Genomic DNA, 9,957 nt, shown 5'->3' with positions numbered 1-9,957 from the left:
GTCGTTCTCGTCGACGTCGCTCGTCAGCAGGTCCGCCGCCTCGGCGTCGGTGCGCGCCAGGATCAGGGTCGGCACGCCCAGCGTATCCGCTGCAAGGCGCGCGGCAATCAGCTTCTGCACGGCCTCCTGCGTCGGCACCAGCACCTTGCCGCCCATGTGCCCGCACTTCTTGACCGAGGCAAGCTGGTCCTCGAAGTGCACGCCACCGGCACCGGCGCGGATCATCGCCTTCATCAGCTCGAAGGCGTTCAGCACGCCGCCGAAGCCGGCTTCGGCATCGGCCACGATCGGTGCGAAGTAGTCCACATACTCCTTGTGACCGGGCTCGATGCCGCGCGCACACTGGATCTCGTCCGCGCGAATGAACGAGTTGTTGATGCGCTCGACCACCTTCGGCACCGAATCGACCGGGTACAGCGACTGGTCGGGGTACATCGCCATGTAGCTGTTGTTGTCGGCGGCGACCTGCCAGCCCGACAGGTAGATGGCCTTCACGCCGGCCTTCACCTGCTGCATGGCCTGACCACCCGTGAGCGCCCCGAGACAGTTCACGTAGGGCGTGTTGTTGACGAGATGCCAGAGCTTCTCGGCACCGCGACGGGCGAGCGAGTACTCGATGCCGGCGGTGCCGCGCAGGCGCACGACGTCTTCGGCGCTGTAACCACGCTTGAGGCCCTTCCACCGCGGGTTCTCGGCCCAGTCTCTCTTGATCTTGGCAATTTCCTGTTCACGGCTCATCTGACGATCTCCTAAAGTGCGAGCTCAATTCCTACATTGCCGGGCTGGTCGACCGTCGACCGCTGCCCTGCGTCCGCTCCCATGTCGCTGCCACTCGAACCTGCAGACGTCATGGGTATTGTTTTCGATCCTGCTCGTGACTGATCCTTGGGCACGACCTACGCTGCGAGGTCGACCGGGGAAACGATGACTCCGTCGCGGTCGGCGTAGACATACTGGCCGGGCACGAAGGTGACGCCGGCGAAGGTTACCGGGATGTCGCGGTCGCCTGCCCCCTTCTTGATGCTCTTCAAGGGATGGGTGGCCAGCGCGCGTACACCGATGGGCACCTCGTCGATGGCCGCGCAGTCGCGAATGCAGCCGTAGACGACGATTCCCGCCCAGCCGCTGTCGCGGGCGAGCAGCGCCAGCTGGTCGCCCACCAGGGCGCAGCGCAGCGATCCGCCGCCGTCGACCACCAGCACCCGACCCTTGCCCGGCTCGGCCAGCGCCTGCCGGACGAGCACGTTGTCCTCGAATATCTTGACCGTGGCGATCTGGCCGCCGAACGCGGCATGCGCGCCGTAGCTGCGGAAGATCGGCTCGGCCACCTTGATCTTGTCCTCGTGCTGGTCGCAGAGGTCGGCGGTCGCGAAAGACATCTCGGGATCTCCAGGGGAGTGGTTTGCAGCGAAGGCGTCGGGCGCCATCGCATCGAACGGTAGGCTAAATTATATCTTATACAAGACTTCTGCAAGACTTTTTTGCAGGTTCCGGACGGGGTGCGGCCGGACTTACGCTTCAGGCGGGCAGAGGGGACCCGGAACGGGTCCCCGGAGGACGTCAGGCGTAGCTTTCCATCTTGGCGACCATGGCATCGCCGAAACCCGAGCATGAGACTTCCCTGGCGCCCGGCATCAGGCGCGCAAAATCATAGGTGACGACCTTGTCCGAAATGGCATCCTCCATCGACCGCACGATGAGATCCGCCGCCTCGCGCCAGCCCAGGTGCCGCAGCATCATCTCCGCCGAGAGGATGAGCGAGCCCGGATTCACCTTGTCCTGTCCGGCGTACTTGGGGGCAGTGCCATGCGTGGCCTCGAACACGGCGTACTGGTCGGAGATGTTGGCGCCGGGTGCGATGCCGATGCCGCCGACCTGGGCGGCGAGCGCGTCGGAGATGTAGTCACCGTTCAGGTTGAGCGTCGCGATCACGTCGTACTCCGCCGGTCGCAGCAGGATCTGCTGCAGGAAGGCGTCCGCAATGGAATCCTTGACCACGACCTCGCGACCGGTGCGCGGGTTCTTGAAGCTGCACCACGGTCCGCCGCCGATGGGCTGTGCCCCGAATTCCCGCTGGGCGAGTGCGTAGGCCCAGTCGCGAAAGGCGCCCTCCGTGAACTTCATGATGTTGCCCTTGTGGACGAAGGTGATGGACTTGCGGTCGTTGTCGATGACGTAGCGGATCGCCGCACGCACCAGGCGCTCCGTGCCCTCGCGCGACACCGGCTTGATGCCGATGCCGGAGGTGGCCGGGAAGCGGATTTTCTTCACGCCCATTTCTTCCTGCAGGAAGCGCACGACCTTGCGCGCGCCTTCCGATTCCGCCGCCCATTCGATGCCGGCATAGATGTCTTCGGTGTTCTCGCGGAAGATCACCATGTCGGTGAGTTCCGGGTTCTTGAGCGGGCTCGGCACGCCGCGGAAATACCGCACCGGCCGCACACACTGATACAGATCCAGCTCCTGGCGCAGCGCTACGTTGAGCGAACGGATGCCGCCGCCCACCGGGGTCGTCATCGGCCCCTTGATGGACACCGAGTATTCCTTGAGCGCGGCAAGCGTCTCGTCGGACAGCCAGATGTCGCGTCCGTACACCTGCGTCGACTTCTCTCCGGCGAAGACTTCCATCCAGTGGATTTTCCGAGTGCCGCCGTAGGCTTTGCGCACGGCGGCGTCCACCACCTTCTGCATGACCGGGGTGATGTCGATGCCGATGCCGTCGCCCTCGATGAAGGGAATGATGGGGTGGTCGGGTACCGGCTGTCCCGGAACGATCTTGTGGCCGCCCTGGGGCACCTTGATGCTGGCGAGGTTGCTCATGGGATTCCTTGAATGGCAGGAGGGGGTGTGACGTCGTACGCGAAAGCGGTCCGGTCAGACCGGGGCTGCGACAGATTTCTTTAACAGGGAATTATGCGCCTCGGTGATCGCACTTGCCAGCGCGGGCATGCCGGGTTTGGCGCCCATGCGCGTTGCCGCTATGCTTACTTGTTTTATCGGAAAACGCGAGGCAGGGCGAGCGATGAACAAGACTTGGCAGCCGGCAGCACGCGCGGCGTTGCTGCCTGCCGGCGAGAATCCGGTGGCGCAGGCAATCGCCATGGCGCTGATCGACGGTTTCAACAAGCACTACCGGCTGTTCCGGGAAGTGAGCTGCGCCGCCAAGGAGCGCTTTGAACGCCGCGACTGGCCGGCGCAGCAGGCCGCCGTGCGCGATCGCATCCAGTATTACGACGACCGCGTCAACGAGTGCGTGGAGCGCCTGCGCACGGAGTTCCGCGCTGACCTGCTCGACCACAACACCTGGCAGCAGGCGAAGCTGCTCTACATCGGGCTCCTCACCGATCACAAGCAGCCCGAGTGCGCCGAGACCTTCTTCAACTCGGTCTCGTGCAAGATCCTGCATCGCACCTACTTCCAGAACGACTTCATCTTCGTGCGACCGGCGATCTCGACCGAGTACCTGGAATCGGACCCGCCCGCCTATCGCACCTATTACCCGAGCATCGCGACCCTCTACGAGACGTTCCGGCAGATTTTCCTCGACTTCGGCTGGCGGTGCCCCTTCGCCGATCTCGATCGCGACGTGGGCGCAGCGATCGAGGCGATCCGGCTGCACCTGGGACACTGGCCGGAGCCGGAGCCGAACTTCCAGATCAAGGTCCTGGCGTCGGGTTTCTACCGCAACAAGGCGGTTTACGTGATCGGCAAGATCGTCAACGGTCACCAGGAGTACCCGTTCGTGGTGCCGGTGCTCCACGACGAGAGCGGACGCCTCGCGCTCGATGCCATCCTGCTCGAGCCGTTGCTGATCAGCATGCTCTTCAGTCTGAGCCGCGCCTACTTCATGGTCGACATGGAGGTGCCCTCGAACTACGTCCGCTTCCTGCAAAGCGCGATGCCGAACAAGCCCCAGTCTGAGCTCTACACGATGCTGGGGCTGGCAAAGCAGGGGAAGAACCTCTTCTATCGCGATCTCCTCTATCACCTGCGGCATTCGCGCGACACCTTCGATCTCGCTCCCGGCATTCCCGGGCTCGTGATGCTGGTTTTCACCCTGCCTTCGTTCTCCTACGTGTTCAAGGTGATTCGGGACACCATCCAGCCACCGAAGGAGGTCGATCGCGAAACCGTCAAGTCGAAGTACCTGCTGGTCAAGCATCACGACCGGGTCGGGCGGATGGCGGACACCATGGAGTTCTCGGACGTGGCGCTGCCCGTGGCGCGCTTCACGCCGGCTCTGCTCGAGCAGTTGCGCCGGCACGCGCCGTCGCTGCTGGAAGAAGAGGGCGACGCGATCGTGATCAAGCACTGCTACATCGAACGGCGCATGGTGCCGCTCAACATCTATCTGGATCGGGCGGGACGCGCCGAGCGGGAGGCGGCGGTGCGCGAGTACGGCAACGCCATCCGCGAACTCGCCTACGCCAACATCTTCCCGGGTGATCTGCTGTGGAAGAACTTCGGCGTCACCCGTTACGGGCGGGTCGTTTTCTACGATTACGACGAGATCGAGTATCTGACGGACTGCAATTTCCGCCACATTCCCGAGGCGCCCACCGAAGAGCTGGAGATGTCCGGCGAGGTCTGGTATCCGGTCGCCCGCAACGACGTGTTTCCGGAGGAGTTTGCGACGTTCCTCCTTTCCAACCGCGAGGTGCGCTCAGTCTTCATGAACGACCACGCGGACCTGCTGACGCCGGAGTTCTGGCAGGTCTGTCAGCAGCACATCCGGGGCGGAGACGTGGACGACTTCTTTCCCTATCCGCACGACATCCGTTTCTGCAGGAGCATACGCTCCAGGTTGGAGGAGGCGCGGCCACAACGCGTTGCGGCGAGTTGAGGGCATGCGAAGCGGACCGCCGCTGTCCTACGCACCATAAGGGGGAGTTATCCGGAAAACTGCGCCTCCGGATGGTGCAAGAGCAGCAAAGTGGAGGAGCAGGAAGGAACCGGGACGGCGGGGGTGCCGTCGTCCCGTGTGCTGGGGTTACTTCGAAGAGGACTGGATGTTTGACGCCTGTTTGCCCTTGGGGCCCTCGGTGACTTCGAAAGAGACCTTCTGACCCTCCTTCAGGGTCTTGAAACCGGACATGTTGATGGAGGAGAAATGCGCAAACAAATCCTCGCCACCATCGTCTGGCGTGATGAAGCCAAAGCCCTTGGCGTCGTTGAACCACTTGACCGTACCAGTTGCCATCTTCCGTCCTTTCTCGTGAATTAATCCGGGCTCTTACCCGTGACCTGTTTGAGTTTCAAGCCCGCAAATGGCACGACTGGCGCTGCAGATAACTTGAAGCCAAACACCCAACGGTTTTTTAGGGTATTCGCCCTGATTCGTCAAGGGATGAAGGCGTTTTGAGGCGCTCCGGGGCATGGAATTTGCACTTGCAAAATTTCGGGCGGGTGCAACAATTAGTGGCGTCAAACCCTAGGGTCGCGATCACTTGGAACGATGGCTTCTGGAAATCGCGAAGGCACGGTTCTCGAAACCAAGAAGAGCAGGGTCAAGCCTCCGCCCCTGTTCAAGGTGCTGTTGCTCAACGACGACTACACGCCGATGGACTTCGTCGTCGTTGTGCTGCAGACGTTTTTTTCCATGAGTCGTGAACAGGCCACCCAGATCATGCTCAAAGTTCACAGAGAGGGGATGGGGGTCTGCGGTGTCTACCCGAGGGACATCGCCTCCACCAAGGTGGAGCAGGTCACGGCGTATTCTAGGCAGCACCAACACCCGCTAAGATGCGTGATGGAGGAAACGTAGGATGATCGCGCAGGAACTCGAAGTCAGTCTGCACATGGCGTTCATGGAAGCACGCCAGAAGCGGCATGAGTTTATTACCGTCGAGCACTTGCTGCTCGCCATGCTCGACAATCCCTCCGCTTCCGAGGTGCTGCGTGCATGCGGGGTCGACATCGACGATCTGCGCAAGCAACTGGCCGAGTTCGTGGTCGAGCACACGCCCACGCTCACGCGCGACGACGTCGATACGCAGCCGACGCTGGGGTTCCAGCGTGTCATCCAGCGCGCCATCCTGCACGTCCAGTCCTCCGGCAAGAAGGAGGTCACCGGTGCCAACGTGCTGGTCGCCATCTTCGGCGAGAAGGATTCTCACGCCGTCTACTTCCTGCACCAGAAGGGCGTGACCCGCCTCGATGTGGTCAACTTCATCTCGCATGGCATCAGCAAGGTGCCGCAGGCGAGTCAGGCGAAGGCGGAATCCGAAGGCGAAGCGGAGCAGGAGAACGCCGCGGGCGGCGCGCTCGAAACTTACACCATCAATCTCAACGCGCTGGCGGTCGCGGGGAAGATCGATCCCCTGATCGGGCGCGAGCGGGAGCTGGAGCGCGTCATCCAGACACTCTGCCGCCGTCGCAAGAACAACCCGCTGCTGGTGGGCGAGGCGGGCGTCGGCAAGACGGCAATCGCGGAAGGGCTGGCACGCCGCATCATCGAAGGCGATGTTCCCGAGATCCTGCGGCGCGCGCAGGTGTATGCACTCGACATGGGCGCGCTGCTGGCGGGAACCAAGTATCGCGGCGACTTCGAGCAGCGGCTGAAGGCGGTCCTCAAGCAGCTGGTCGACAATCCCAACGCGATTCTCTTCATCGACGAGATTCACACGCTGATCGGGGCCGGTGCAGCATCGGGCGGCACGCTCGACGCGTCGAACCTGCTGAAGCCGGCGCTCTCCAGCGGACAGCTCAAGTGCATCGGGGCGACGACCTACAACGAATTCCGCGGCGTGTTCGAGAAGGATCACGCGCTTTCGCGGCGGTTCCAGAAGATCGACGTTACCGAGCCATCCGTGGAAGAGACGGTGTCGATCCTGCGCGGCCTCAAGTCGCGCTTCGAGGCGCACCATGGCGTGAAGTACACCGCCACGGCGCTGTCGGCGGCGGCGGAACTGTCCGCACGCTACATCAACGACCGTCATCTGCCGGACAAGGCGATCGATGTGATCGACGAGGCCGGCGCAGCGCAGCGCATTCTGCCACGCGGCAAGCAGCGCAAGGTCATCGGCAAGCACGAGATCGAGGAGATCATCGCCAAGATCGCCCGCATTCCTTCGCACAGCGTCTCCACCGACGACCGCACCGCGCTCAAGACGCTGGAGCGCGATCTGAAAGCCGTCGTCTTCGGCCAGGACAAGGCCATCGATGCGCTGGCTGCCGCCATCAAGATGGCGCGCAGCGGTCTCGGCAATCCGCAGAAGCCGATCGGCAATTTCCTCTTCTCGGGCCCGACCGGCGTCGGCAAGACCGAGGTGGCTCGGCAGCTCGCCTACATCATGGGCATCGAGTTGATCCGCTTCGACATGTCGGAGTACATGGAGCGGCACGCGGTGTCGCGGCTGATCGGGGCGCCGCCGGGATATGTGGGCTTCGACCAGGGTGGGTTGCTGACGGAAGCGATCACGAAGCACCCCTACTCGGTCCTGCTGCTCGACGAGATCGAGAAGGCGCACCCGGATGTCTTCAACATCCTGTTGCAGGTGATGGACCACGGCACGCTCACGGACAACAACGGGCGCCGCGCAGATTTCCGCAATGTCGTGATCATCATGACCACCAATGCGGGAGCCGAGACGCTGACCAAGTCCACCATCGGCTTTACCGAGGCTGCGCACTCGGGCGACGAGATGGCGGACATCAAGCGCATGTTCACGCCCGAGTTTCGGAATCGGCTGGACGCCATCATCTCGTTCGCGCCCCTCAGTCGCGACGTCATTCTGCGGGTCGTCGACAAGTTCCTGATCCAGCTCGAGAGCCAGTTGCACGAGAAGAAGGTGGACGTGAGCTTTACGGCCGAGCTGAAGGCCTACCTCGCCGAGCGCGGCTTCGATCCGCTGATGGGTGCGCGCCCGATGGCGCGGCTGATCCAGGACACCATCCGCAGCGCGCTGGCGGACGAGCTCCTGTTCGGCCGACTGGCGAACGGCGGGTCGGTCACGGTGGACATAGACGATAACGACGCCATCCGGCTCATCTTTGCCGAGGAGCCAGAGGAAGTCGTGACCTGACACCTGACAGTCCGGTTCGGTATCGCCGCGAAAGGCCGCCGTGAGGCGGCCTTTCTCTTTGCTGGCTGCACGCCTTTCCATTAGCTTATTCCCGCTACTGCCTTGACGGCGGGGAGGGCCCCACGGGACACTCAGATAGCCGCCGTAGCGGCTCTCGATAACCCGATTCCGCGGAGCGCATCGATGAAGCGACTCTTTTTCGCGATGGCGTCGTTGTGTGCCATCGCGTGCCCGGCTTTTGCCGACGACCCGAAACCTGCGACACCCGACACCGGGCGCGACCTCGCGGCGGCCTGTGCCATCTGCCACGGCACCGACGGCTGGAGCGCCGGGGGCCGCCTTCCGCATCTGGCGGGCCAGCCGAAGGAATATCTCGTGAAACAGATGCAGGACTTTCGCGACGGCAGCCGCCCGGCGACCATCATGACGCAGATCGCGAAGGGTTATACCGACGAGCAGTACCAGTTGATCGCCGCGTTCTTCGCTTCACAGAAGAGAAGGTGAGGCAGCCATGAACCAGTTTTCTTCGCGACGCAGATTTCTCGGCCTGGCGGGTGCCAGCCTGGCGGGCAGCATGGTTCCCGCATGGCTTTCCGGCTGTGCGACCGCGGGCTCACAGAAGCCGGTCGGCCGAGTCGTCGTCGTGGGTGGCGGCTTCGGCGGGGCGACCGCCGCCAAGTACATCCGCATGTGGAGCGAGAAACGCATCGAGGTGATTCTGGTGGAGCCGAGTGCGCAGTTCGTGTCGTGTCCGCTTTCCAACCTGGTCCTCGGCGGGTCACGCACCATCGAATCGCTCACCCTCAGTCGCGAGACGCTCGGCGACTACGGCGTCCGGCTCATCCGCGACGAGGTCGTTGCGATCGACCCCGACGGGAAGCGGGCACAACTCAAGGGCGGCGAGGCGCTCTCTTACGACGGGGTCATCGTCGCACCCGGCATCGACTTCATCTACGAGGACATTCCCGCTCTGGCCCGCGAGGACGCGCAGAAGGTCTTTCTCCACGCATGGAAGGCCGGCGCGCAGACGGTGGCGTTGCGCAGGCAGCTGGAGGCGATGCCGGACGGTGGCACCTTCGTCCTTTCGATACCGAAGGCGCCCTACCGCTGCCCGCCCGGTCCGTACGAGCGAGCGTCGCAGGTGGCGTATTACTTCAGACAAGCCAAGCCGAAGTCGAAGGTGCTGATCCTCGACGCCAATCCGGACATCGTCTCCAAGAAGGGGCTCTTCGTTGCGGCCTGGAAGGAGCTCTATCCGGGCATCATCGACTACCACCCCAATCAGGAAGTCAAGGATGTTGACGCGAAGACGCTGACGGTCAAGACCGAGTTCGACACGTTCCGCGGCGATGTCGTGAACGTCATTCCGTCCCAGCGCGCCGGCAGCATTGCCGTGCGGACCAAGCTCGTCACCGCGAACAATCGCTGGTGTGGCGTCAACTGGCAGACCATGGAGTCGGCCGCGGTAGCCGGTGTCCATGTTCTGGGGGACGCGACGCTCGCCGCCCAGGCAATGCCGAAGTCCGCCAGCATGGCCAACAATCACGCCAAGATCGCGGCGAGCGCGATCGTCGCGCAACTGACCGGCAGCCCCGTCAATCCCAGCCCGGTGATCTCCAACACCTGCTACAGCTGGGTCAGCGCCACGGAAGCCGTGCACATCACGGCCGTCTATCGCTTCGACCCGGTGAAGAAGACGTTGCTTCCGGTGGAGGGCGCCGGCGGTCTGTCAGCGAAACCCAGCGCCCAGGAGAAGGACTACGGCGACGACTGGGCGGTCAACATCTGGGCGGACACGCTCGCGTGACGAGGAATCGCGGAGCCACCCGGCCGTCAGTGATCGCGCCGGCGTGACCGCGGCGGCACCAGCCAGAAGGTGAGGGCAACGAGCAAGGCGAAGCCGACGTGCATCAGCGGGAAAGCCCACGCTGGC

General features: G+C 63.3%; 9 protein-coding genes. 5 read left to right on the top strand and 4 right to left on the bottom strand.

The annotated features are described in order from the left end of the window. The 3 genes from aceA to icd form a co-directional block, all read right to left on the bottom strand. Positions 1-738 (bottom strand): isocitrate lyase (aceA, locus tag JNK68_06310; protein MBL8539969.1); only part of this gene is annotated, 738 nt, incomplete at its 3' end. A gap of 158 nt (positions 739-896) precedes the next feature. Continuing rightward, positions 897-1,379, bottom strand: coding sequence for a ribonuclease E activity regulator RraA (rraA, locus tag JNK68_06305; GenBank protein ID MBL8539968.1), 483 nt, complete (start codon positions 1,377-1,379; stop codon positions 897-899). 181 nt (positions 1,380-1,560) lie between these two features. Next, positions 1,561-2,820 carry an NADP-dependent isocitrate dehydrogenase gene (icd, locus tag JNK68_06300; protein ID MBL8539967.1) on the bottom strand — a complete coding sequence of 420 codons (1,260 nt, stop codon included), beginning with the start codon at positions 2,818-2,820 and terminating at the stop codon, positions 1,561-1,563. A gap of 202 nt (positions 2,821-3,022) precedes the next feature. Here icd and aceK point away from each other — a divergent pair, with 202 nt between their 5' ends. Further along, a complete protein-coding gene (gene aceK / locus JNK68_06295; GenBank protein ID MBL8539966.1) occupies positions 3,023-4,843 on the top strand; it encodes a bifunctional isocitrate dehydrogenase kinase/phosphatase in 1,821 nt (606 codons plus the stop codon). 147 nt (positions 4,844-4,990) lie between these two features. Here the strand turns inward: aceK and JNK68_06290 are convergent, their stop codons facing one another. Next, positions 4,991-5,200 carry a cold-shock protein gene (locus tag JNK68_06290; GenBank protein ID MBL8539965.1) on the bottom strand — a complete coding sequence of 70 codons (210 nt, stop codon included), beginning with the start codon at positions 5,198-5,200 and terminating at the stop codon, positions 4,991-4,993. Between the two features lie 255 nt (positions 5,201-5,455). Here JNK68_06290 and clpS point away from each other — a divergent pair, with 255 nt between their 5' ends. The 4 genes from clpS (at position 5,456) to JNK68_06270 (ending at position 9,831) form a co-directional block, all read left to right on the top strand. Next, positions 5,456-5,764, top strand: coding sequence for an ATP-dependent Clp protease adapter ClpS (gene clpS, locus JNK68_06285; protein MBL8539964.1), 309 nt, complete (start codon positions 5,456-5,458; stop codon positions 5,762-5,764). Position 5,765: 1 nt separating this feature from the next. Next, on the top strand, positions 5,766-8,024 hold the full coding sequence (gene clpA / locus JNK68_06280) for an ATP-dependent Clp protease ATP-binding subunit ClpA (protein ID MBL8539963.1): 2,259 nt from the start codon (positions 5,766-5,768) through the stop codon (positions 8,022-8,024). Positions 8,025-8,207: 183 nt separating this feature from the next. After that, entirely contained in the window at positions 8,208-8,528 is a 321-nt protein-coding gene (locus JNK68_06275) for a cytochrome c (GenBank protein MBL8539962.1), read from the top strand. Positions 8,529-8,535: 7 nt separating this feature from the next. Continuing rightward, positions 8,536-9,831: an FAD-dependent oxidoreductase gene (locus JNK68_06270; GenBank protein MBL8539961.1), complete on the top strand. Its 1,296-nt coding sequence runs from the start codon at positions 8,536-8,538 to the stop codon at positions 9,829-9,831. Positions 9,832-9,957 lie beyond the last annotated feature (126 nt).

The sequence above is a fragment of the Betaproteobacteria bacterium genome (assembly GCA_016791345.1).
Classification (GTDB): Bacteria; Pseudomonadota; Gammaproteobacteria; order Burkholderiales; family JAEUMW01; genus JAEUMW01.
Note: the sequence above shows the minus strand (reverse complement) of the source record. Positions and strands in the feature narration are given on the sequence as shown.

Coding starts and splice junctions, on each gene's coding strand:
- rraA (MBL8539968.1), bottom strand. CDS start 1,379: ATGTCTTTCGCGACCGCCGACCTCTGCGACCAGCACGAGGACAAGATC.
- icd (MBL8539967.1), bottom strand. CDS start 2,820: ATGAGCAACCTCGCCAGCATCAAGGTGCCCCAGGGCGGCCACAAGATC.
- aceK (MBL8539966.1), top strand. CDS start 3,023: ATGAACAAGACTTGGCAGCCGGCAGCACGCGCGGCGTTGCTGCCTGCC.
- JNK68_06290 (MBL8539965.1), bottom strand. CDS start 5,200: ATGGCAACTGGTACGGTCAAGTGGTTCAACGACGCCAAGGGCTTTGGC.
- clpS (MBL8539964.1), top strand. CDS start 5,456: ATGGCTTCTGGAAATCGCGAAGGCACGGTTCTCGAAACCAAGAAGAGC.
- clpA (MBL8539963.1), top strand. CDS start 5,766: ATGATCGCGCAGGAACTCGAAGTCAGTCTGCACATGGCGTTCATGGAA.
- JNK68_06275 (MBL8539962.1), top strand. CDS start 8,208: ATGAAGCGACTCTTTTTCGCGATGGCGTCGTTGTGTGCCATCGCGTGC.
- JNK68_06270 (MBL8539961.1), top strand. CDS start 8,536: ATGAACCAGTTTTCTTCGCGACGCAGATTTCTCGGCCTGGCGGGTGCC.